This window comes from Shewanella bicestrii (assembly GCF_002216875.1).
Lineage (GTDB): Bacteria > Pseudomonadota > Gammaproteobacteria > Enterobacterales > Shewanellaceae > Shewanella > Shewanella seohaensis.
In genome coordinates, this window is the sequence record NZ_CP022358.1 from 4,276,007 (window position 1) to 4,298,018 (window position 22,012).

Below are 22,012 nucleotides of genomic sequence, written 5' to 3' on the forward strand. Positions count from 1 at the left end.
CTTACGCGTACTGTGGATTGATCTTGTCAGCGTCGATGCCGTATTCCTTGATGGCATTCGCTAACACATCAACAGGCAGCTCTTTACGATCAACCAGTGACTTCAGTGCCGCGATAACGATGAACTTAGCGTCCACTTCGAAGTGGTGACGCAGGTTGTCACGGCTGTCTGAACGACCGAAACCGTCAGTACCTAACACTTTGTAATCGGTTGGCATGTATGCACGTAACTGCTCGCCATAGATCTTCATGTAGTCAGTCGCTGCGATTGCAGGCGCATCACTGGAGATCACTTGGCTGATATACGCTTGTTTTGGCGTTTCAGTTGGGTGCAGCATGTTCCAACGCTCAACCGCTTGACCATCGCGAGTCAGTTCGTTGAAGCTGGTTACGCTGAATACGTCGGCAGTGATACCGAAGTCTTTTGCCAGTGCTTGAGCCGCTTTGCGGGTTTGCTCAAGAATGGTGCCACAGCTCATTAACTGAACCTTGCCTTTACCCGAGCCGGCAACGGTTTCTAACTTGTAGATACCTTTAACGATGCCAACTTCTGCGCCTTCTGGCATGGCTGGTTGCTCGTAGTTTTCGTTCATTGTGGTCAGGTAGTAGAAGATATCTTCTTGATTCTCGCCGTACATACGACGAATACCATCTTGTACCACAACAGCAATTTCATAACCGTAAGTTGGATCGTAGGTAATACAGTTAGGAATGGTGTTAGCCAGTACGTGGCTGTGACCGTCCTGATGCTGCAGACCTTCACCGTTTAAGGTTGTACGGCCAGACGTACCACCGACTAAGAAGCCGCGTGCACGCATATCACCCGCTGCCCAAGCCATGTCTCCAATACGTTGGAAACCGAACATTGAGTAGTAGATGTAGAATGGGATCATTGGCACATCGTTCACTGAGTAGCTGGTCGCTGCCGATACCCAAGATGACATAGCACCTAATTCGTTAATACCTTCCTGCAGTACTTGGCCTGACTTATCTTCACGGTAGTAAGCCACTTGGTCAGAGTCTTGCGGAACGTATTTTTGGCCTTCGTGAGCATAAATACCCACTTGACGGAACAGACCTTCCATACCGAAGGTACGCGCTTCGTCAGGAATAATTGGCACGATGTTTTTGCCAATTTTCTTGTCTTTTAACAGTGCGGTCAGTACGCGAACAAACGCCATCGTTGACGAAATTTCACGGCCGTTAGAACCCTGCAGAATCGAGTCGAAAATCTTCAGTGATGGAATTTCCAGCTCTTCGCTGAACTTCTCACGACGTTGTGGCACGCTGCCATGCAGCTCGGCACGACGGCTCATCATGTACTTCACTTCTTCCGAATCTGGACCAGGGTGGTAGAACGGCAGATCTTCTAATTGATCGTCTGGAATGGGGATATTGAAACGATCGCGGAAGTAACGGATAGACTCGATACCCATTTTCTTCACGTTGTGCGCGATGTTCTTACCTTCACCCGCATCACCTAGGCCGTAACCTTTAACGGTTTTCGCTAGGATCACAGTTGGACGACCTTTAGTCTTACGCGCATGGTCTAATGCCGCGTACACTTTAACTGGGTCATGACCACCACGGTTTAAGCGCCAAATGTCATCATCTGACATGTTCGCGACCATTTCGGCGGTTTCTGGGTATTTGCCGAAGAAGTGTTCGCGAGTATAAGCGCCACCTTTGGCTTTACAGTTTTGGTATTCACCGTCAACGGTTTCTTCCATTAACTGCAGCAACTTACCGCTGGTATCGCGGGCCAATAATGGATCCCAGTAACGACCCCAAATCACTTTCACCACTTCCCAGCCAGCGCCGCGGAATTCGCCTTCCAGTTCTTGGATGATCTTACCGTTACCACGTACTGGGCCGTCCAGACGTTGCAGGTTACAGTTGATGATGAAGACTAAGTTGTCTAATTCTTCACGAGCAGCTAAACCGATAGCACCTAAGGCTTCTGGCTCGTCACACTCACCGTCACCTAAGAAACAGTAAACGGTTTGATCAGAACAATCTTTCAGACCACGGTCAGTCAGGTATTTTAAGAAGCGAGCTTGGTAAATCGCTTGGATTGGACCTAAGCCCATAGAAACCGTTGGGAATTGCCAGTAGTCAGGCATCAACTTAGGGTGCGGATAAGAAGATAAACCTTTGCCATCCACTTCTTGACGGAAGTTAGCCAGTTGATCTTCCGTTAAACGACCTTCCAAGAATGAACGCGCGTAGATACCTGGGGCGATATGGCCTTGGAAATACACTAAGTCGCCGCCGTCTTTCTCGTTTGGCGCGCGGAAGAAGTGGTTGAAGCACACGTCATAAATGGTTGCGCTCGACGCGAAACTCGAAATATGGCCGCCTAACTCTAAATCTTTCTTAGAACCACGCAGAACCATAGCTAAGGCGTTCCAACGGATGATGGCGCGAATGCGACGTTCCATCTCTTGGTTGCCTGGCATGTGCGGCTCTTGACCCGCTGGAATGGTGTTCAAATAGGCCGTGGTCGCAGTGTAAGGCAAGTGCGTGCCATTGCGACGGGCTTTATCGATCAGTTTCTCTAATAAGAAATGGGCGCGTTCAGGGCCTTCCTGTTCTAATACAGCTTGCAGGGCGTCAACCCATTCCTGAGTCTCTAACGGATCTAAGTCTTGTAGCATATCTTCAGACATGACACTGTCCTTCTCTATATACATGATGATGAATGGTGTTTGCGGCATATTCCGCTTTAGCGAGTGCTAAAGTCGAGAACTTAAGCGCCACTCTTTAAACGGCGCAAACTTCGCTGCAACCGGCTATCTTCTTCCCGCACAGATAACATCACCTCTTCGATGTAACTTAAGTGTTCATTCGAGGCTTCTCTGGCGGCTTCAGGATCACGACGAACGATAGCAGCGAGCAGAGCACGTCTGTGATCGTTGGCCATAGTGGAGGCTTCTTCGCGGCGGCTTAAAAGCTCCAAGTTTTGCGCCACATTCTTATGCAGCACAGGGGTTAAACTGAGTACGAGATGCAACATAGCCACATTGTGTGACGCTTCGGCGACGGCGCGATAGAAACGCACAATCGCGGCGGCTTGTTGTTCGATATTGGTGGCGGCTTCCACCTCAAGGATCATACGCTTGATATTTTGCATATCGGCGTCAGTGCCACGCAATGCGGCAAAATAGGCCATCATGCCTTCGGTCGCATGACGGAATTCCAGCAAGTCGTATTGGCTTTCTGGATCGGCAGTCATTAATTCAACGATAGGATCGGCAAGGCTCTGCCAGAGTTGTTCTTTGACATAAGTACCGCCGCCTTGACGGCGCATTAATAGCCCTTTCGCCTCAAGCTTTTGAATGGCTTCACGCAGTGAAGGGCGAGACACTTCAAACTGGATGGCCAGTTCGCGCTCCGGCGGTAATTTCTGACCCGGCTGTAAACTGCCTTCGAGGATCATCTGCTCGAGTTGCGCCATGATCACATCAGAAATTTTTGGCTGATTAATTTTACTATAGGCCATTAGGCGCTCAGCTCCGTTGTAAATTGGTCTTACCAATTTTTATGAGTGAGCGCACTTTATCAAATCACACTTTTGATGTCTAGATTGAAAATCGACCTTAAAAGGTGATCCCATTCAAAACCGCTCACGATGTGAGAGCATAGCCTAAAAATGTCACTATGGGGTCAGACCATTTGACATAAGTAAATGAATGCCAAATAAGCCTCTGAGTAAAAGGCATTTTCACCGAAAATCATTCCAAAAGACAGTGGCGAAATAGCATTCTGTGACGTAGCAGATATGTCGGTTTAAACGCCCTAAAAACAAAAAGGAATTGGCGAATCACCTTCACCCATTCCTTCTATAAAATGTCACGTGGCGACGACGGCTTAAGTCACTAGGCCAAAAATGGTCAATAGCGACAGCACAGCAACCATCAGCGTAAAGTTGCGTTTACTTAAGACTAATAATGCTAAGGTCGATTGTACACAAACTGGTGCACTCGACTCCTCTGGCAGCGGCTGAGAGGCTAACGCCGTTTCTGTCACCACTTGTCTCGCACTCGCATGAATATTTAAAGCATGATCACGCCACGCCGATAGCCCTTCACTAAACTGACCGCTGAGCGCATAGCCAAAGGAAAATACCCGGCTTGGGATCCAATCCAGCACAAACATAATATCTTCGATAAGCGGTAGGTTAAGGGATTTACGTACATTCTCTTCGGCATAAAAACGCGCGGTGCAATATAAAACTGCGCCAACCGGGCCTAGGAAGATAAAGCACAATGCCACTGCCCCATAATAACGATAGTTAATCCAAGCAACACTCTGCCCAACCTTGGCGCCTAAGTCTTTTTCAGACACCGCATCTAAACACTCGCTGCAATCTAATTCGGCGGCATAATGGTAACAGGCTTGCACGTCGGAGCGACACGCCGCCTGCATATACTTTTTAAAGCTATCGCGCTGTTTTTGATGATTAAAGCAAATAATTGCCACCACCACCCACAGGGCAAGGGTTAATAACCCCCAAAACATGCCAGACGCAACCCAACCCAAAACATGCACGACCAAGGCTGGCAACACTAAGGCGAGCAACATACTGGTATTGGTTAACGAGGCTTTGTCACCAAAGAAAGTGGATTGATAGGATTGCAGTACGCGATCGCTCTGCCACGAAGCGGGAAGGAACTTCAATCGTTCCACAAGAATGGCGACCAGTAATGAAAATAATGCCATCGGTAATACTCCTTGTAAAAAAGCCGGAAACGCTCAGGGTTATCAGAAATCCTCCCCTTCGCTTGCTCCTCTTTGCTTCTAGCCTAACGCGGTTAAATACCTTTCCCAGTCGAAGCTTGGGCCTGGATCCGTCTTGCGCATCGGTGCAATGTCACAATGCCCCACAATCCGCTGTGCTGTTAATGCGGAATACTGCGCTAATAAGGCCCGAGTCAACTCTGTGAGCTGCTGATATTGGGCCGCAGTATAGGGCTCAGTATCTGTGCCTTCAAGCTCGATACCGATAGAGAAATCATTACAATTTTCCCTTTCGCCATAACGAGATACGCCTGCGTGCCAGGCTCTATCTTCGCAACTGACATACTGCACACATTCACCATCGCGGCGAATTAAAAAATGTGCTGACACTTGTAGCCCCGCTAAATCGGCGAAACTTTCATCTGCTTTGGTATCTAAACACCCTTGAAATAATTGATCAATATAGGGAAGTCCAAAGCATCCCGCTGGCAGGCTGATATTGTGGATCACCAGCAAGCTAATTTCCCCAAATGGGCGACGGTTAAAATGCGGTGACTCACAGCGTCGAGCCAAGGAAAACCATCCGGCATCAAAGCGCATAAGCTCTTCCTATATTACAGGCATAATGCCACTACTCTAACAGCATTAAGTGACTGAATATATGCAATTCAATGACAAAGGTGAAATAACCAGCCACGCCCCAAACCATCATCAGTTAGCAGGATAATCTCAATCGGCACACTTCCTGTGACTTTTTATCACTCGCACTAGGTGGTAATCTTAGCCCTAAATGCAAGCAAGCAATTTCAAGCACGCCATCTGTGGCATGCAAGAATGCAAGGACCCAATCATGCTAGAGAACGATATTCGCCACGCCGTAAAAACCGCCCTCAATGAAGACCTTGGTGGCACCGAGATCAACGAGCACAGCAAAACCATTGCCTACGGCGATATTACCGCCCAACTTATTCCTGCTGATAAATATGCCGAAGCGACCTTAATCACCCGCGAAGAAGGTGTTTTTTGCGGAAAAGCTTGGGCCGAACAAGTCTTCAATCAATTAGGTGGCGAAGTCGCACTGCACTGGCATGTTGATGATGGCGATCTGGTGCTACCAAACCAAGTGTTATGTGAACTATCAGGCCCAGCCCGCACTATCCTTACGGGCGAGCGCACTGCAATGAACTTTATTCAGACCTTGTCAGGAGTAGCGACACTGACAAAACATTATGTGGATAAGTTAGCGGGCACTCACACACGCTTACTCGATACTCGCAAAACCATCCCAGGGCTACGCACGGCTCAAAAATACGCGGTGACCTGTGGCGGTGGTAAAAACCATCGAATCGGTTTGTTTGACGCCTTCTTAATTAAAGAAAACCACATTATGGCCTGCGGTGGCATACGCCAAGCGGTGGATGCTGCACGCAGCTTGCACCCGAATAAACCCGTAGAAGTTGAAGTCGAATCCTTAGAAGAGCTCGCATTAGCGCTAGATTCAGGCACAGATATCATCATGTTAGATAACTTTGACATCACCATGATGGTTGAGGCTGTTGAGTTGAATAATCAATACAAAGCGAAAGGTAGCGGCGCCAAGCTGGAAGTCTCAGGCAATGTCACCTTAGATACCTTGGCAGAATTTGCCAAAACTGGGGTTGACTATATCTCCGTCGGCGCACTAACAAAGCACGTTCGCGCCCTCGACCTCTCACTCAGACTCAAGTCATAGTCTTATTAGATCCAAGCTTGGGCTATCAATAGCACTCTGATCCACTAGATGCCCACCTTCAAGCAACCTAACCCAAAGCGGCTTAACACTAAGCCGCTTTTATCTATCAGTTTTGCCTGCGTTTTTTATCTGTTCTTTCCTAATTTTGTTCAAAGCCCTCTCGCCATTTGTTGTGTTATTTTCTCAATATGTAAAATGGCATATTGCTATAACATTTTCGTTTTACGCATTTTTTAAATCACAAAAACGCCTGCCTTGGTAGTTATGAATCGCTCACTGAGGACAGCTTTCGCTATTAATTCATAAATACTGGCTAAAATAGCTTCGATATTACGCTAAATTATAAACAATAAAGACAAAGCGTTAGTCTTAGACTGTCCACAATCAGACATTGGATACAATGCAAAAAACAATAACTAGCTGATTTAAAATACTTTAAAGCATTTTCATTCCTTTTTATTAATCAAAGACTACTAAAACTAATGCGTCTATCGCCAAACTTTACCTAACTCAATTATCATCAAAATTACGTCGCAGTTTTGACACAAAGTTAAATAACGCCAACATTTGTATCACTGTCATTTTTTTGTTAGAACGCAATACGTTTTAATGTCAACTTTTTAGACAAAATAATCATTTTATTAGTGTTTTTCACCCAAAAGCAGTTCCCTTTTTTTTAACTTTGTACTAACTTTTACTGGAGTGGAAATAGCGGCATGCTAGACACACTAAAGACATGGAGTTTTTGTATCTCACTCACTGTATGAAGGGATACAGAAAGGCAGCAAAGGATTGGCGCAAGGGATATGTGAAGTGCTTATTCATGACACATAGCTTCTTGCCAAAAGAGTTAAGTATAGCGAGTTAGGTTTAGCGTCTGTTACGGGTGAGATGATTTTAGGATAATTTACCCCTAACTATGCGAAACCAGTGCAATTTGGTATGGCTTGCGACCTCAATAGCATGTTAGCCACATTTAAAGAGCACATTGATAGATGCAAAATGTTTGACGATACATCAAACGATGACCTATACAAGATGATATGTTGGTAAATTGTTACAGTTTAAATCGATTTATCAGCCAACATAGTATAGGCTTAACGGTTGTAAGCACTGTACACAGTGACTAAAGCTAAAAAGTAAAACAGATAAGCGAAAGTGATTGTAAAATAAACATTTTTACTTATCATTGGGTGACTACAAGTTAACTTGTTAATTAATACTGCGTAAGCTGGAGAAAGAAATGAAAGCAATGAATAAAGGTTTAAACAAGCAAGCTCAAGGTTTCACCTTGATCGAGTTAATGATTGTAGTTGCCATTATCGGTATTTTGGCTGCAATCGCACTACCTGCATACCAAGATTACACTAAGAAATCTCGATTCTCTGAAGTGGTAAATGCTGTTGGCGCAGCTCGAACACAAGTAACTATTTGTTTTCAAGAAACCAACGATCTAACTCTATGTGACTCAGGTACTAATGGGCTTTCCGCTGCAATAACTACAGGTACTTTTGATAACTTGGATACTTTAAGTGTTGCTGATGGCGTTGTGACCGCAGCAGGAACAGGTGCTGTTGATAGCGCTAATTTAATTGCAACTCCAAATGCAACAGTGACGTCTTGGACTATTACATCAACCACCACTCCCAGTTGTCTAACTAAAGGCTGGTGTAAAGATCAGTAAAAACTGTAAAAACAATGCCAACAACGGCCCTCCACTTGGGCTTATCAACTCTATTTATCCGAAAAGGTCTGCTTGATGAAAGCAGGATGACGGAGGCCGTTGTTTTAGCTAGAAAAAATAGAACTTCATTGGTAGCCACCTTGGTTACCAATAAGTTTTTATCTGCACGTGCTATTGCCGAGCTTTGCTATGAAGAGTATGGCACTCCACTACTCGATTTAGCTGAATTTGATATTAGTGCCATTCCCGAAGAATTTATTAATAAAAAGCTGATTGAAAAACATCGCTGTCTACCGCTGTTTAAACGCGGTAATCGTCTCTATATAGCCACCTCAGATCCAACTAATATTGCCGCCCTCGAAGAGTTTCAATTCAGTGCAGGGCTGCATGCCGAAGCCATTCTAGTTGAAGAAGATAAGCTGGCTAAAGCCCTTGAAAAGGTATTAGAAGAAGATATCACCGGCCTAGATCTAGACGGTATGGACGAGGCCGCTTTAGCGGGTATTGAGATTACCGATACTGATAAGCGCCAAGAGGAAAACGCTGGTGATGGCAGCGACGATGCACCAATTGTTATTTATATCAATAAAATCCTCACCGACGCCATTCGCAGGGGAGCATCCGACCTTCACTTTGAGCCCTATGAAAAACGTTATCGCATTCGTTTTCGTATCGACGGTATTTTGCATGAAGTCTCCGAACCGCCAATTAGCCTAGCGGGACGCCTATCTGCTCGATTAAAGGTAATGTCAAAACTCGATATTGCCGAGCGCCGCGTCCCTCAGGATGGGCGGATTAAGATGAAGCTTTCCCGCACTAAGTCAATTGACTTTCGGGTGAGCACGCTGCCGACGCTCTGGGGTGAAAAAATTGTAATGCGGATATTAGACTCCTCCTCCGCACAGCTCGGCATTGAAAAACTAGGATATGAGCCTGACCAAGAAAAGCTCTACCTTGAGATGCTTGCCAAACCCCAAGGAATGATTCTAGTCACAGGCCCAACAGGTTCGGGTAAAACGGTTTCACTCTATACAGGCTTAAATATCCTCAATACCGCCGAGCGCAATATCTCTACCGCCGAAGATCCGGTAGAAATTAACCTTGAAGGTGTAAACCAAGTTCATATTAATTTAAAAGCAGGTTTAACCTTTGCCTCGGCGCTACGCTCCTTTTTGCGTCAAGACCCCGATGTGGTCATGGTGGGGGAAATCCGTGACCTTGAGACCGCCGAAATCGCCATTAAAGCCGCGCAAACTGGCCACTTAGTATTATCAACGCTGCATACCAACTCGGCAGCGGAAACCTTAACCCGTTTAATCAATATGGGTGTACCCGGCTATAATATCGCCAGCTCTGTTAATCTTATTATTGCTCAACGACTGGCACGACGACTTTGCACTGAATGCAAGCAACCCGAACAGATCCCTGAACATGAATTACAACGTTTAGGCTTTACCGATGAGCAAATCGCTCAAGGATTTACCACCTATAAACCTGTAGGTTGTGAGCATTGTTCTGGCGGATATAAAGGACGGGTCGGTATTTACGAAGTGATGAAAATGTCCGATGAAATCGCCCGCACTATTATGGAAGGCGGCAATTCATTACAAATTGCCGAGCAAGCCAAAGCACAGGGGATGCGTGACCTTCGTCAATCAGGCCTACTTAAAGTTATTCAAGGGGTTACCAGTATTGCCGAAGTAAACCGAGTCACAAGTTTTTAAAACACATAGTTTTAGGCTACGCGACATAGCTCGCTTAACGGTTTTATATAACCACTTTTTGTTTCGCTATATATACTAATCTAGTGATAATAAACTTATAGCTAATTAATGCCTAATAGGGACTATCTATGGCGACGGCAACGACAGTAAAAAAGCCTCGTGCCAAAAAGAACGAGCAAAAAAGCCAACCTAAGATCTATACCTTTGAATGGAAAGGCTTAAACCGCGACGGCAAAAAAACCGGTGGCGAATTAAAAGGCGCCAGTGTCGCCGAGGTTAAAAGCCAACTAAAACTCCAAGGGGTTAATCCTAAAGTTGTCCGCAAAAAGGCATCTCCTCTTTTCGCTCGAAATCCCGATATCAAACCTATGGATATCGCCATGGTGACCCGCCAAATTGCAACTATGCTGGCAGCAGGTGTCCCCTTAGTGACCACTATAGAAATGCTCGGTCGTGGCCATGAAAAGCAAAAAATGCGCGAACTGCTAGGTACTATATTGGCAGAAGTACAATCGGGCATACCATTATCAGACTCACTACGCCCCCATAGACGCTATTTCGATGATCTCTATGTCGATTTAGTCGCTGCTGGTGAGCATTCAGGTTCCCTCGATGCAGTGTTCGATCGAATCGCAACCTATAGAGAGAAAGCCGAAGCCTTAAAATCCAAAATTAAAAAGGCAATGTTTTATCCTGCTGCCGTTGTAGTGGTGGCAATATTAGTGACAACACTATTACTACTATTCGTTGTCCCTCAATTCGAAGATATTTTTAAAAGCTTTGGTGCCGAACTCCCCGCTTTTACCCAATTCATTATTGGTATTTCACGCTTTTTACAGAGCTCTTGGTATATTTTCTTCGCAGCAATAGTTATAGGTATTTGGTTGTTTGTCCGCGCCCACCGCAATTCGCAAATGTTTAGGGACCGAATAGACGAGCTTGTGCTTAAAATTCCCGTTATCGGCGAGATATTGCATAAAGCAGCGATGGCACGATTTTCCCGTACTTTAGCCACTACCTTTGCCGCAGGGGTGCCTTTAATTGACGGTATGGAGTCAGCTGCTGGAGCCTCTGGTAATGCGGTTTATCGGGCGGCATTGCTAAAAGTGCGTCAAGAAGTGATGGCGGGGATGCAGATGAACGTCGCCATGCGCACCACAGGGCTTTTCCCCGATATGCTGATCCAAATGGTGATGATCGGTGAAGAATCTGGCTCACTCGATAATATGCTCAATAAAGTAGCCAATATTTATGAGATGCAGGTCGATGATGCGGTTGATGGCTTATCAAGCCTTATCGAGCCCATTATGATGGTAGTCATTGGCACCTTGGTCGGCGGTTTAATTGTCGGTATGTATCTGCCGATTTTCCAAATGGGTAATGTCGTGGGTTAAGCTTCACATAGTGAACCCAACTAACTGATTGAATAATTAAGAATAAGAACTACCAATGTCAGACTTTATATCTCTTTTAAGCCACTCTCTAGCTCAGAGTCCTTGGCTATTTATTGCATTAAGTTTTGTGTTTGCCGCCACTATTGGCAGCTTCTTAAATGTCGTCATTCACCGCTTTCCGGTAATGATGAAGCGCGAGTGGCAACAGGAGTGCAATCAATATCTACAGGAATATCATGCAGATGTAGTAGAGCAGGTTGGGATTGAAAAGCTCAATAAGCCGATAGATACTTACCCTGAAAAATACAATCTCGTGGTGCCAGGTTCCGCCTGTCCTAAATGTAAGACCGCAATCAAGCCTTGGCATAATTTGCCGATTGTGGGCTGGTTAATGCTCAGGGGAAAATGCGCCGCCTGCAATACATCGATCTCCTCTCGCTATCCGATTATTGAGTTTGTAACAGGATTACTCGTAGCAACGCTCGCCTGGCATTTTGGTCCTAGCTGGCAATTTGTGTTTGCTGCAGTATTAACCTTTGTATTGATTGCATTAACGGGTATCGATCTGGATGAGATGCTACTGCCAGACCAAATGACCCTTCCACTCCTATGGCTAGGATTACTCATTAACCTCAACCAGACCTTTACCACTCCAACCGATGCCGTTATAGGTGCTGCAGCGGGCTATTTGAGCCTCTGGTCGGTGTTTTGGCTGTTTAAACTGCTCACAGGTAAAGAAGGCATGGGCTATGGCGACTTTAAACTGCTCGCCGTATTTGGTGCATGGCTAGGTTGGCAAATGCTCCCCCTAGTCATTTTACTGTCCTCTTTAGTTGGCGCCCTTGTTGGCATCACGCTCATCGTACTCAAACGCAATCAGTTAGCCAATCCAATCCCCTTTGGGCCTTATATTGCCGCAGCTGGTTGGATAGCTCTGATCTGGGGACAACCTATAGTCGATTGGTATCTAAGTACGCTATAAAAACACTGTCAGTATCTTTCTTCAGTGTTTAGCATTCAATATCGTGCAGAATAGTCCAAATCGATTAAGTGCCTTATCTAGATGGGAATCTTATGTCCAAGTTTGTCGTAGGTCTAACGGGTGGCATTGGTAGCGGTAAAACTACCGTTGCCAACTTATTTGCCGAAGAAGGTGTCGATTTAGTCGATGCCGATATAGTGGCTCGCGAAGTGGTAGCAAAAGGCTCAAAAGGGCTCGAAGCCATTATCACTCACTTCGGCACTGAAATAGTAACCGAGGCTGGTGAGCTTGACCGAGCAAAGCTACGACAACGAGTATTTAGCGATGAACAAGCGCGCCAATGGTTGAATCAGTTACTCCACCCTATGATCCGCCAAGAAATGTTGTCACAAGTCGAAAATGCAACCTCTGACTATGTAATTATGGTCGTACCCTTGCTATTTGAGAACGGGTTAGATAGGTTAGTCAATCGGACTTTAGTGGTGGATATTTCGCCGGAGTTGCAAATCAGCCGTACCGTAAAACGGGACAATGTGGACGCCACTCAGGTAAATAACATCATTAATAGCCAATGTAGTCGCAGTGACAAGCTCGCCAGAGCCGACGACATTATTGATAATCAGGGAGAGATATCAACACTAAAACAAGAGGTGCAAGCATTGCACCAGCGCTATTTACAATTATCCGGTAATCACGACGCCCATGACTGACTTAGTTTATGAACAGCCTTTAAATGAGAAAATCCGTAGCTACTTGCGGCTCGAATATCTCAATAAACAGCTCAGTAATAACCTAAATCACGACCACCAGCATAGATGTTTCTACCCTCTTTTCTCCCTGTGCGAATTATCGGAGCGTTGCGACTATCGCAACGAAGTCCTTAAAGATATCGAACGTAATCTGCTACAACTGAGTAAATGGCAAGAGCTCGACCATGTCGATAGCGAACAGATTGAGTTTTACATTCAAGCATTAATGCAAGCCAGAGAGCCACTACAGCGTCCCGAGCGCTGCGGCAGCCAACTCAAACAAGACCGATTTTTATCGGCTCTGCGACAGCGTTTTGGTATGCCAGGTGCCTGCTGCAACTTCGACCTTCCCCAGCTGCATTTTTGGCTCGCCAAACCTTGGGAAGAAAGACAGCAAGATTACCAAGCTTGGATCAGCCATTTTGATCCCCTTCTCACTCCCATCACGCTTTTGCTTCAGTTAACTCGTAGTACCGCCCATTTCGATAACGCCACCGCCCATGCCGGTTTTTACCAAGGTGATAGTGCTCAAGCGCTCTCATTAGTGCGAGTCAAAGTCGATGCCGCCCACGGCTGCTACCCCACCATCAGTGGTCATCGCAATCGCTACGCCATCCACTTTGTGCAATTCGACCAACAGCGCCACTCAGACCGCAGCATCGAATTCCTACTAGCGACCTGTGCCTGAAGCCTTTACACTAACGACCTCTAAGCTGCTGCCGAGTTAAAGCCAATTTTGCCTACAGGGCATATTTGCGATTCTCAGCGATTCCCTTGTTATTTCAGTCGACTGCTAAGGAGAAGTCTATTATGCCGTTAACCGTCAACTGTCCAATTTGCAAAACCCCAGTAGAATGGGTTCCACAATCGGAATTCAAACCTTTTTGTAGCGAGCGCTGCAAGATGATTGACCTCGGCGATTGGGCCTCCGAAAAACATGCTATTCCGGTCAAATCTGAGTTTGACCTCGACGCATTAGATGAACTCGGTTACGACGAAGAAAGCTTTTTCAAAGAGTAATACTCAATAATCAGCCCTTTATAAGCAGAATTTTATGACAAAACGCATTCATGTTGCCGTCGGCATTATCCTCAACCCTAACGGGCAAATCTTACTCGCTAAGCGCCCTGAGCATTTACATCAAGGCGGTAAGTGGGAATTCCCAGGAGGCAAAGTCGAACAGGGCGAAACTGTCACCCAAGCCTTAATTCGTGAGCTAAAAGAGGAAGTCGCGCTAATCGTCAGTGCAAGCGAGCCTTTTATGTCGCTAAGCTACGATTATCCCGATAAACAAGTGCTACTCGATATTCACACTGTGTGTGAATTTACGGGAGAACCGCAAGGGCTTGAAGGGCAACAGATTGCTTGGGTCAATAAACATGAGCTAAGTCGTTACGACTTCCCAGAAGCCAATAAACCCATTCTCAGTAAATTGTTGGCACAAACCGAGTAACAAAACCGCTATTTTGCAGGCAAGATTTAGGTTTTACATTAGCGTTACGTGATCTGGGTTGCAGCAAATTCATCCGCAACTTTTAGAAAGCGCAAATTAGTGTTTGAATGCAATCTCATTATTCTTCTTCGATTTCGAGGGCATATCATGCACAATAACGTCAAAGCATTACTCGCCACGACCGCGTTATTTTTTAGTTGCCAAGTACTAGCAAATGGCGGCTGTGGCTTTGAAGAGCAACAACAGGGCTTGATTGCCACCTGCAGCGAGGAGAAACAAGAAGTGATTTTAACTGGTGTAGTTGAAGCGCAACATTTAGTAAAAGATCTCAATGAGTTTGCTGAGGGCTACAAGAGCTATCAGGTGGATACCGCATCCTTAGCCCCTCTTAAAAATATCGCTGAGCCAACCGAAATCGTGGTCATCATCGGCACTTGGTGCCCAGACTGCCATCGCGAAACCCCACGCTTTATTCGCATTATGGAAGAAGTGGCTAACCCCAATATCAAAGTGACATATATTGGCGTTGATCGCAGCAAGCAAGATCCCGAAGGACTGGCGGCAAAATACGAATTCAAACGTATTCCCACTTTTATCGTGCTACAACAGGGTAAAGAAATTGGCCGCATCGTTGAACGTCCAACCGTTTCACTCGAAAAAGATTTAGTCGAGATTTTAAAGTAATCTCGAGTCGCTAAATAATAAAGGCCGCTAAGTGTACACTTGGCGGCCTTTATCTTTTTAAAATGGAGCTGAGGTTAAATCGCTTCTTCTAAAATTCGCTGTGCCAGCATCACTAACACGCCCTCACGCAGTGCGCCGCCCGATAGTGACAAATGTTCAATGCCCAAGAATTCAAAGAGCGCGAGTAAAATCGCCACTCCAGCGGCAAATGTCGGTGCGCGTTCGGCACTTAGGCCGATAATCCCCATAAGGCTGGCATGTTCTTCAGCAAGGATTTCCGCTTTAAGCTGATTCAGCACAGCTAAGGTAATGATTTCAGACTGCTTACGGTGCATTAAGACTTCGACCACAGATTGCACCGCGCCAGAAGCCCCCACCACACAGTGCCATCCTAAGTCTTTTAACCTTTGCCTATGTTCACCTAATACTTCCAACACTTCCTGCTTGGCATCGTCAAAATCGAGCTCTTGCAACGGGGCATTGTTAAAGAAGCGACGGTTAAAGGTCACGCTACCCATGGGTAAGCTGGTCTTAAACTGAACTTGGTGGCCATCACCAATAATAAACTCGGTACTGGCGCCACCAATATCGATCACTAAACGTCGACCTTGGCCGCAAGTAGTCGCCACCATACCTTGATAAATCAGCTCAGCTTCACGCATACCTGAGATAATCTCAATCGGATGACCCAAAAGCGGAATCGCCTTCTGATTAAACTCATCGGCATTATGGATACAGCGCAGTGTCGCGGTGGCAATCACAGCGACATGATTAGGATGGATTTTATGCAGCGCTAACATCTGGGCAAACATCGCTAGACAATCTAGGCCACGCTGCATCACTTCTGCGGTTAAATGACCATCTTCGCCAATGCCTTCGGCTAACCTTACTTTACGTTTGTATTTAGCAATAATCTGTGGCTGACCGCCTTTTGTCTTAGCGATCAGCATATTAAAGCTATTAGAGCCTAAAGTAATGGCGGCATAAGCGGGTGTTGGCATTTAAGGCTGTCTACGCGTCCTGTCATGGCGAGGTGGACGTCCACCACTACGATGGGCACCTTGTGGTCGCCCTGCACCTGAGCGTTCGCGTAAATTACGTGCTCCCGCAGGGTGCTTGCGATGAATTTTGACTGGCGGCGGAATATCTTCCAGCAAGGCATCACGGTCATAATTACTCACAGGAATAGAGTGATTGATGTAGGTTTCAATCGCAGGCAAATTCAGAGCGTATTCTTCACAGGCAAAACTGACCGATACACCTTTGTTACCCGCACGCCCAGTACGACCAATACGATGAACGTAATCTTCACAATCATCAGGTAAATCATAATTGTAGACGTGGGAAACATCGGAGATATGCAGTCCGCGCGCCGCAACGTCGGTCGCGACCAGAATATCCAATTGGCCTTGAGTGAATTGCTCGAGAATGCGAATACGCTTCTTCTGCGGCACATCACCTGTCAGCAAACCTACACGGTGGCCATCCCCTTCAAGCCAAGACCATAGGTTTTCACAGCTGTGTTTAGTGTTTGAAAAAACAATGGCTTTCTCTGGCCAATCCTCTTCAATCAGCGTCAGCAGCAAACGCATTTTATCTTCTTGGGAAGGATAGAAAATTTCTTCTTTGATGTTCTTGGAGGTTTTTTCTTCGGGGGCGATTTCGACTTTCACAGGATCATTCATATGATCGTAGGCGAGTTCTTGCACTTTCATCGAAAGTGTCGCCGAAAACAGCATATTCAGACGCTGATCGGCACTGGGCATACGTCGGAATAGGAAACGAATATCCTTGATAAAACCGAGATCGAACATGCGATCGGCTTCATCTAACACGACAGCTTGAATACCGCCGAGATTGATAATGCCTTGACGAACATAATCAATGATGCGCCCGGTCGTACCAATCAGAATATCTACACCTTGGTCGAGCGTCTTGCGCTGTACATCATAGCTTTCACCGCCATAGACAATGCCGACTTTTAAGTGGCTGTGTTTGGCTAGGAGAATTGCGTCTTTGGCGATTTGAATCGCCAGCTCACGGGTAGGAGCCATAATGATGGCGCGCGGCTGATTTAGCTGACGGTTCTCAGGGACTGGTGTCGATAATAAATGGTTAAATGTGGCAACCAAAAACGCCATTGTCTTACCCGTACCCGTTTGGGCTTGGCCGGCGATATCTTTTGATTGAAGTAATACGGGTAATGATAACGCCTGGATCGGCGTACAAAATTCAAAGCCGTTTTCGGCAAGTGCCTGTTTAACCTCTGGATGTAGAGGAAGGTCGGCAAATTTTTGATTAGATAAATGTGTTTGGCTCATAGCGCAAGCATACCATTTGGGGTTGCAATAAGATACTCGATCGTTTGAAATAGCCACATTGTAAAAAGGTAACTTGAAAAGCTATTTTTCAGCCCCAATATACATGGTAAGCCATTAACAAACCAGCAATGGCAACCAAACTGGAGAACATCATGAGCGATAAAATTATATACCTGAGCGACGACAGCTTCGAAAACGACGTATTAAAGGCCGATTTACCAGTATTGGTAGACTTCTGGGCTGAATGGTGTGGTCCATGTAAAATGATCGCTCCAATTCTTGACGACGTTGCCGAAGAGTACGCAGGTCGTGTGACTATCGCTAAATTAAACGTTGACCAAAACAACGTTTCTCCAGCGAAATATGGCGTTCGTGGTATCCCAACTTTACTGTTATTCAAGAACGGTGAATTAGCGGCGACTAAAGTTGGCGCACTGTCTAAAACTCAATTAAAAGAGTTCATCGACGCACAAATCTAATTTGTTGTCGCTATGAGTGACCTCCGGCACAAGCTTTAATTAATTGTGCCGGAATCCCCCTAAATTTCTGGACGCCCCGCTTTGTTAGTGCTACTTTAATAACCAGATTCTTTCTAACTAAACCACTTCTCGCTCGTCAATCACTATCCTGAATCACAAACTTTACTGATTGATTGCGGTAAGCTTTGTCGCGTAACACAAGATCCCCAACATGAACTTAACTGAATTAAAAGACACGCCGATATCCGACCTAGTCTCGCTAGCCGAAAACATGAAACTCGAAAATATGGCCCGCGCTCGCAAGCAGGACATTATTTTCTCTATTCTTAAAGCCCACGCCAAAAGCGGCGAAGACATTTTCGGTGGCGGTGTATTAGAAATCCTCCAAGACGGATTCGGTTTCTTACGTAGTGCAGATGGATCTTACTTAGCTGGCCCGGATGATATTTATGTATCACCAAGCCAAATTCGCCGCTTTAACATGCGAACGGGCGACACCATTTTTGGCAAAATTCGCCCACCAAAAGAAGGTGAACGTTATTTTGCCCTGCTAAAAGTTAACGAAGTTAACTTCGATAAACCTGAAAACTCTCGCAACAAAATCCTCTTTGAAAACTTAACCCCACTCCACGCAGAAGAACGTATGCGTATGGAGCGTGGTAATGGCTCTACTGAAGACATCACAGCCCGTATTCTGGATTTATGCTCTCCTATCGGTAAGGGTCAACGCGGTCTGATCGTCGCGCCACCAAAAGCGGGTAAAACCTTATTACTGCAAAATATTGCTCAGTCAATCACCTACAACAACCCTGAAGTGGTGTTGATGGTACTGCTGATCGATGAACGTCCTGAAGAAGTGACCGAGATGCAACGCCTAGTTCAAGGCGAAGTGATTGCATCAACCTTCGACGAACCAGCCAGCCGTCACGTGCAAGTGGCTGAAATGGTCATTGAAAAAGCCAAGCGTTTAGTTGAGCACAAGAAAGACGTTGTGATCCTACTCGACTCTATTACCCGCTTGGCTCGCGCCTATAACACCGTTATCCCATCATCGGGCAAAGTGTTAACCGGTGGTGTGGACGCAAACGCCCTACACCGTCCTAAGCGCTTCTTCGGTGCGGCTCGTAACATCGAAAACGGCGGCAGCTTAACCATTATTGCTACCGCTCTGGTTGATACCGGCTCGAAAATGGACGAAGTGATTTACGAAGAGTTCAAAGGTACAGGTAACCAAGAATTGCATCTGTCACGCAAGGCCGCTGAAAAACGCGTCTTCCCTGCGATTGACTTCAACCGCAGTGGTACTCGTCGCGAAGAAAAACTGACTACGCCTGATGAGCTGCAAAAGATGTGGATCCTGCGTAAGATCTTAAATCCAATGGATGAAGTCAGCGCAATGGAATTCCTGATCGACAAACTGGCGATGACTAAGACCAACGAAGAATTCTTCACCGCGATGAAACGCGCTAAGTCTTAATCCTAGATTAGGGTCAATCTTCCAAAAAAGCCGCTTAATGCGGCTTTTTATTGCGCCTAAGTTAGGCATTTCACCCTATTGAATCGCAGAACGATGGATCATCTTCCGCGAGGAGCGAGGAATAGCACACACAGTCGACTCACCAAGACTAAGCGAGTTATCCTAGATTACCGCATTCAATGGTTATTAAAACTGCGTTTCAGTTTTGAGGTACGTCGCCAAGGCGCGGCTTAAGGTTTGAGTCTGTTGCCTAAGCATTTCACGAAGCAGCAGCACCACGGGAGTGACATGCTCGCGCCCAGGACAGACTAAGTATAAATTAACCGGCTCGCCCCGATATTCGGGCAGCAAGGGCACAAGAAGCCCTGCCATAATATCCTCCGCCAGATCTAAGCTCGACTTAAACACTAAGCCCTTACCAGCCACCGCCCAGCGGCGCGCAATTTCCGCATCGTTAGCGCTGCGATTGCCCGTCACGCGGATTTTATATTCCTGACCATCACGCTCAAATTGCCATTGGTCGTGCGTTCTCTCATCTAATTTATAAAACAAGCAATTATGTTGCGTGAGTTGCTCTAAGGTTTCAGGCTTGCCAAATTTGGCAAGATATTCAGGCGAGGCACATAACACTCTGTCCGCAGTACAAATCGGGAAGGCGACCTGATTAGAATCCTGCGGCTTGCCGTAACGCACCGCCACATCAATTTTGTCGTGGTAAAAGCTGCTGATATTGTCGCCCAAATGCAGCCGTACCTGCAGCTGTGGAAAATCAAGGAGGAAGTCATCGAGCCAAGGGACGAATAAGTTGCGCCCAAAATCGGATGAAACCGACAGGCTTAAGGTGCCAGAGACCTTGCCTTTATCGCTGGCGATCGCCTGCTCTCCGAGGGCGAGATCACTTAAGGCACGCCGGCAATGGATAAGATAGCGCTCACCTTGAGCGGTTAATCTCAGACTTCGAGTCGTACGCACAAACAAACTAGTATCAAGTTGTTTTTCAAGGCGTTTAATCGCAGCACTCGCCGATGCTGCTGAGAGTTCCATCTCGGCTGCCGCCGCAGAAATACTGCCGCAATCGGCAACGCGAACAAATAATGCGAGATCATTCAGCAGCATGATTATCAAATTTCCTTTGAAAAAATTACAAACTTTACCCCGTTTATCTAGGAATTAATATTTCACACAATGGCATTCAATGACAAGTGACAGACACGAGTCGCCAGTGAGGAATAAATATGAGAGCCATAGGTTATCAAGCCGCAGGGGCAATCGACGCTCCAAATGCATTAAAAAACATTACACTAGCCGAACCCACACCACAGGGTTTTGACCTGTTGGTCGAGGTGAAAGCCATATCCGTTAATCCTGTTGATACCAAAATCCGCGCATCCAGCTCTGCAACCGCAGGGGAATATAAAATCCTCGGCTGGGACGCGGTCGGAGTCGTTAAAGCCGTGGGGGACAAGGTGAGCCTGTTTAAAGTAGGTGATGAGGTCTGGTACGCCGGCGATATTAGCCGCAGCGGCAGCTATGCCGAATATCAGTTAGTCGATGAGCGTATCGTGGGCCGTAAACCTCAAACCCTAAGCAATGCACAAGCAGCAGCGCTCCCCTTAACCAGTATCACGGCTTGGGAATTGCTGTTTGACCGTTTAGGTCTACCGCAGGACGGCTCAGCCACGGATGCACGTATTCTGATTATCGGTGCCGCTGGCGGCGTAGGTTCTATCATCACTCAACTTGCGGTCAAGCTAACTGGCGCCGAGGTGATTGGCACTGCATCACGTCCTGAATCCGCAACTTGGGTTAAAAACTTGGGTGCCGATGCGGTCATAAATCACAACAAGCCGCTCTCGGAGGAGCTAACGCAGTTGGGTATTGCCGACGTTACCCATGTGATTAGCCTAACCCAAACCGATAAGCACTTTGACGAAATCGTAAAAGTGCTTAGACCCCAAGGAAAACTGGCGCTAATTGATGATCCAGTCGGTCCACTGGATGTGATGAAGCTTAAACGTAAAAGCCTGTCGCTACATTGGGAACTTATGTTTACCCGCAGCCTGTATCAAACTGAAGATATGATTGCCCAGCACCATTTGCTCAACCGTATCGCCGAGCTGATTGATGCAGGCACAGTGCAAAGTACTTTTGGTGAGCATTACGGCACTATCAATGCACAAAACTTGCTTAAAGCGCATGCACAAATTGAGTCGGGTAAGGCCATAGGTAAAATTGTGTTGGAAGGATTTAGCCAATGAAAGTGACGGTTTTTGCGCAAATCCAAGCACATCCTGGCCAAACAGATTCGCTGTTTAACTTGCTCAAACAGTTAGTGAGGGACACCCACACAGAGGCTGGCTGCATTGAATATACGCTTCACAATGCCTTAGATGATGCTAATCAGTTTTGGATGTATGAAGTGTGGCAATCTCAAGCAGCCCTGGAGGCACATATGGCAAGTCCACACTTTAGTGCTTTTGTAACAGCATCAGAAGAACTCGTTAAGCAGGTTGATATTCATAAGACCTATGCCTGTTAACGACCAAAAGTAAAGCGCCTAAAAAGGCGCTTTACTTTTTTAATCAAACAGCTCA

The 22,012-nt window shown here is 46.2% G+C and carries 21 protein-coding genes; 14 read left to right on the top strand and 7 right to left on the bottom strand.

Features of this window, described 5'->3' with window-relative positions; translation table 11 throughout:
• Position 1 precedes the first annotated feature (1 nt).
• The 4 genes from aceE to ampD form a co-directional block, all read right to left on the bottom strand.
• The gene (aceE, locus tag CF168_RS18690) at positions 2–2,668 is read right to left on the bottom strand and encodes a pyruvate dehydrogenase (acetyl-transferring), homodimeric type (protein ID WP_011621230.1); all 2,667 of its coding nucleotides are present in this window, start codon (positions 2,666–2,668) and stop codon (positions 2–4) included.
• Between the two features lie 80 nt (positions 2,669–2,748).
• Positions 2,749–3,501 (bottom strand): pyruvate dehydrogenase complex transcriptional repressor PdhR, encoded by a 753-nt coding sequence (gene pdhR / locus CF168_RS18695; protein WP_011070781.1) that lies wholly within the window; start codon positions 3,499–3,501, stop codon positions 2,749–2,751.
• A gap of 368 nt (positions 3,502–3,869) precedes the next feature.
• Positions 3,870–4,721, bottom strand: coding sequence for a beta-lactamase regulator AmpE (gene ampE / locus CF168_RS18700; protein ID WP_089068622.1), 852 nt, complete (start codon positions 4,719–4,721; stop codon positions 3,870–3,872).
• A 78-nt stretch (positions 4,722–4,799) separates the two neighbouring features.
• Positions 4,800–5,339, bottom strand: coding sequence for a 1,6-anhydro-N-acetylmuramyl-L-alanine amidase AmpD (ampD, locus tag CF168_RS18705; protein ID WP_089068623.1), 540 nt, complete (start codon positions 5,337–5,339; stop codon positions 4,800–4,802).
• Positions 5,340–5,589: 250 nt separating this feature from the next.
• On the opposite strand from ampD, the gene nadC reads away from it, so the two are divergent.
• From nadC to CF168_RS18755, 10 genes are all read left to right on the top strand, one after another.
• Entirely contained in the window at positions 5,590–6,471 is an 882-nt protein-coding gene (gene nadC / locus CF168_RS18710) for a carboxylating nicotinate-nucleotide diphosphorylase (RefSeq protein WP_089068624.1), read from the top strand.
• A gap of 1,252 nt (positions 6,472–7,723) precedes the next feature.
• Positions 7,724–8,155, top strand: coding sequence for a pilin (locus tag CF168_RS22680; protein WP_430980748.1), 432 nt, complete (start codon positions 7,724–7,726; stop codon positions 8,153–8,155).
• A gap of 14 nt (positions 8,156–8,169) precedes the next feature.
• Complete coding sequence (pilB, locus tag CF168_RS18720; RefSeq protein ID WP_089068626.1) at positions 8,170–9,879, top strand: type IV-A pilus assembly ATPase PilB; 1,710 nt, start codon at positions 8,170–8,172, stop codon at positions 9,877–9,879.
• 128 nt (positions 9,880–10,007) lie between these two features.
• Positions 10,008–11,273 (top strand): type II secretion system F family protein, encoded by a 1,266-nt coding sequence (locus CF168_RS18725; protein WP_089068627.1) that lies wholly within the window; start codon positions 10,008–10,010, stop codon positions 11,271–11,273.
• A 55-nt stretch (positions 11,274–11,328) separates the two neighbouring features.
• Entirely contained in the window at positions 11,329–12,255 is a 927-nt protein-coding gene (locus CF168_RS18730; protein ID WP_089068628.1) for a prepilin peptidase, read from the top strand.
• Positions 12,256–12,347: 92 nt separating this feature from the next.
• Positions 12,348–12,965 (top strand): dephospho-CoA kinase, encoded by a 618-nt coding sequence (gene coaE / locus CF168_RS18735; protein ID WP_089068629.1) that lies wholly within the window; start codon positions 12,348–12,350, stop codon positions 12,963–12,965.
• Positions 12,958–13,692 carry a cell division protein ZapD gene (gene zapD, locus CF168_RS18740; RefSeq protein ID WP_086903878.1) on the top strand — a complete coding sequence of 245 codons (735 nt, stop codon included), beginning with the start codon at positions 12,958–12,960 and terminating at the stop codon, positions 13,690–13,692. The genes coaE and zapD overlap by 8 nt, the downstream gene beginning before the upstream one ends.
• A gap of 122 nt (positions 13,693–13,814) precedes the next feature.
• Positions 13,815–14,024, top strand: coding sequence for a DNA gyrase inhibitor YacG (gene yacG, locus CF168_RS18745; protein ID WP_011621218.1), 210 nt, complete (start codon positions 13,815–13,817; stop codon positions 14,022–14,024).
• Between the two features lie 34 nt (positions 14,025–14,058).
• Positions 14,059–14,457 carry an 8-oxo-dGTP diphosphatase MutT gene (gene mutT, locus CF168_RS18750; RefSeq protein ID WP_089068630.1) on the top strand — a complete coding sequence of 133 codons (399 nt, stop codon included), beginning with the start codon at positions 14,059–14,061 and terminating at the stop codon, positions 14,455–14,457.
• 147 nt (positions 14,458–14,604) lie between these two features.
• Positions 14,605–15,141, top strand: coding sequence for a thioredoxin family protein (locus CF168_RS18755; RefSeq protein ID WP_089068631.1), 537 nt, complete (start codon positions 14,605–14,607; stop codon positions 15,139–15,141).
• A gap of 74 nt (positions 15,142–15,215) precedes the next feature.
• On the opposite strand, the gene CF168_RS18760 is transcribed toward CF168_RS18755, so the two are convergent.
• Both CF168_RS18760 and rhlB read right to left on the bottom strand, forming a co-directional pair.
• Entirely contained in the window at positions 15,216–16,142 is a 927-nt protein-coding gene (locus tag CF168_RS18760) for an exopolyphosphatase (RefSeq protein ID WP_089068632.1), read from the bottom strand.
• The gene (gene rhlB, locus CF168_RS18765) at positions 16,143–17,462 is read right to left on the bottom strand and encodes an ATP-dependent RNA helicase RhlB (protein ID WP_086903875.1); all 1,320 of its coding nucleotides are present in this window, start codon (positions 17,460–17,462) and stop codon (positions 16,143–16,145) included.
• Positions 17,463–17,614: 152 nt separating this feature from the next.
• Between rhlB and trxA the strand changes: the two genes are divergently transcribed.
• Together trxA and rho are read left to right on the top strand one after the other, a co-directional pair.
• Positions 17,615–17,941 (top strand): thioredoxin TrxA, encoded by a 327-nt coding sequence (gene trxA, locus CF168_RS18770; RefSeq protein ID WP_011070766.1) that lies wholly within the window; start codon positions 17,615–17,617, stop codon positions 17,939–17,941.
• 211 nt (positions 17,942–18,152) lie between these two features.
• On the top strand, positions 18,153–19,418 hold the full coding sequence (gene rho, locus CF168_RS18775) for a transcription termination factor Rho (RefSeq protein ID WP_011621213.1): 1,266 nt from the start codon (positions 18,153–18,155) through the stop codon (positions 19,416–19,418).
• A 186-nt stretch (positions 19,419–19,604) separates the two neighbouring features.
• Here rho and CF168_RS18780 read toward each other — a convergent pair whose 3' ends face one another.
• Complete coding sequence (locus tag CF168_RS18780; RefSeq protein ID WP_089068633.1) at positions 19,605–20,534, bottom strand: LysR family transcriptional regulator; 930 nt, start codon at positions 20,532–20,534, stop codon at positions 19,605–19,607.
• Between the two features lie 119 nt (positions 20,535–20,653).
• On the opposite strand from CF168_RS18780, the gene CF168_RS18785 reads away from it, so the two are divergent.
• On the top strand, positions 20,654–21,676 hold the full coding sequence (locus CF168_RS18785) for a zinc-binding alcohol dehydrogenase family protein (protein WP_089068634.1): 1,023 nt from the start codon (positions 20,654–20,656) through the stop codon (positions 21,674–21,676).
• Positions 21,673–21,957 carry a putative quinol monooxygenase gene (locus tag CF168_RS18790; RefSeq protein ID WP_089068635.1) on the top strand — a complete coding sequence of 95 codons (285 nt, stop codon included), beginning with the start codon at positions 21,673–21,675 and terminating at the stop codon, positions 21,955–21,957. The genes CF168_RS18785 and CF168_RS18790 overlap by 4 nt, the downstream gene beginning before the upstream one ends.
• Positions 21,958–22,012: the final 55 nt, after the last annotated feature.

What these genes read in the sequence shown, in the direction of transcription:
- aceE (WP_011621230.1), bottom strand. Translation starts at nt 2,668, where the DNA reads ATGTCTGAAGATATGCTACAAGACTTAGATCCGTTAGAGACTCAGGAA.
- pdhR (WP_011070781.1), bottom strand. Translation starts at nt 3,501, where the DNA reads ATGGCCTATAGTAAAATTAATCAGCCAAAAATTTCTGATGTGATCATG.
- ampE (WP_089068622.1), bottom strand. Translation starts at nt 4,721, where the DNA reads ATGGCATTATTTTCATTACTGGTCGCCATTCTTGTGGAACGATTGAAG.
- ampD (WP_089068623.1), bottom strand. Translation starts at nt 5,339, where the DNA reads ATGCGCTTTGATGCCGGATGGTTTTCCTTGGCTCGACGCTGTGAGTCA.
- nadC (WP_089068624.1), top strand. Translation starts at nt 5,590, where the DNA reads ATGCTAGAGAACGATATTCGCCACGCCGTAAAAACCGCCCTCAATGAA.
- CF168_RS22680 (WP_430980748.1), top strand. Translation starts at nt 7,724, where the DNA reads ATGAATAAAGGTTTAAACAAGCAAGCTCAAGGTTTCACCTTGATCGAG.
- pilB (WP_089068626.1), top strand. Translation starts at nt 8,170, where the DNA reads ATGCCAACAACGGCCCTCCACTTGGGCTTATCAACTCTATTTATCCGA.
- CF168_RS18725 (WP_089068627.1), top strand. Translation starts at nt 10,008, where the DNA reads ATGGCGACGGCAACGACAGTAAAAAAGCCTCGTGCCAAAAAGAACGAG.
- CF168_RS18730 (WP_089068628.1), top strand. Translation starts at nt 11,329, where the DNA reads ATGTCAGACTTTATATCTCTTTTAAGCCACTCTCTAGCTCAGAGTCCT.
- coaE (WP_089068629.1), top strand. Translation starts at nt 12,348, where the DNA reads ATGTCCAAGTTTGTCGTAGGTCTAACGGGTGGCATTGGTAGCGGTAAA.
- zapD (WP_086903878.1), top strand. Translation starts at nt 12,958, where the DNA reads ATGACTGACTTAGTTTATGAACAGCCTTTAAATGAGAAAATCCGTAGC.
- yacG (WP_011621218.1), top strand. Translation starts at nt 13,815, where the DNA reads ATGCCGTTAACCGTCAACTGTCCAATTTGCAAAACCCCAGTAGAATGG.
- mutT (WP_089068630.1), top strand. Translation starts at nt 14,059, where the DNA reads ATGACAAAACGCATTCATGTTGCCGTCGGCATTATCCTCAACCCTAAC.
- CF168_RS18755 (WP_089068631.1), top strand. Translation starts at nt 14,605, where the DNA reads ATGCACAATAACGTCAAAGCATTACTCGCCACGACCGCGTTATTTTTT.
- CF168_RS18760 (WP_089068632.1), bottom strand. Translation starts at nt 16,142, where the DNA reads ATGCCAACACCCGCTTATGCCGCCATTACTTTAGGCTCTAATAGCTTT.
- rhlB (WP_086903875.1), bottom strand. Translation starts at nt 17,462, where the DNA reads ATGAGCCAAACACATTTATCTAATCAAAAATTTGCCGACCTTCCTCTA.
- trxA (WP_011070766.1), top strand. Translation starts at nt 17,615, where the DNA reads ATGAGCGATAAAATTATATACCTGAGCGACGACAGCTTCGAAAACGAC.
- rho (WP_011621213.1), top strand. Translation starts at nt 18,153, where the DNA reads ATGAACTTAACTGAATTAAAAGACACGCCGATATCCGACCTAGTCTCG.
- CF168_RS18780 (WP_089068633.1), bottom strand. Translation starts at nt 20,534, where the DNA reads ATGCTGCTGAATGATCTCGCATTATTTGTTCGCGTTGCCGATTGCGGC.
- CF168_RS18785 (WP_089068634.1), top strand. Translation starts at nt 20,654, where the DNA reads ATGAGAGCCATAGGTTATCAAGCCGCAGGGGCAATCGACGCTCCAAAT.
- CF168_RS18790 (WP_089068635.1), top strand. Translation starts at nt 21,673, where the DNA reads ATGAAAGTGACGGTTTTTGCGCAAATCCAAGCACATCCTGGCCAAACA.